The organism is Pseudomonas syringae group sp. J309-1, from assembly GCF_032582135.1.
Taxonomy (GTDB): domain Bacteria; phylum Pseudomonadota; class Gammaproteobacteria; order Pseudomonadales; family Pseudomonadaceae; genus Aquipseudomonas; species Aquipseudomonas quasicaspiana.
Genome location: NZ_JAWHNU010000122.1, coordinates 1 through 316 on the forward strand (window position 1 = coordinate 1; position 316 = coordinate 316).

Genomic DNA, 316 nt, shown 5'->3' on the forward strand with positions numbered 1-316 from the left:
CACCTGACCGATCCGAACGCCAAGGCCAAGGCCGACCTGTCTCCTGGCCAAAAGCGCAAAGGCACCGTCACCGCCAATTTCAGCCAGCTCAGTCCGACCGACCGCCGCAAGGCCTTCCAGGAATTGATCTCCCGGTGGCCCGACGATGCCGCTTGGGCGTTCGCCAATCCTCTCCCGACCACAAAATCCGAAAGGTGACCTAGCCGTGAGCACGAAGGTTTGCCCGACCAGGAATTGCATCAATCCGGTGCCGAAGGGTCCGCTAGCCGTCTTCTGCGCTGGCTGCCATTTCCGCCTCCACTCCCGCGCCGCCAAC

1 protein-coding gene is annotated in these 316 nt (G+C 63.0%); it reads left to right on the forward strand.

The features are described from left to right. The coding region (locus RX972_RS29015; RefSeq protein WP_316880721.1) for a hypothetical protein at nt 1–198 on the forward strand (198 nt) is incomplete at its 5' end. Nucleotides 199–316 lie beyond the last annotated feature (118 nt).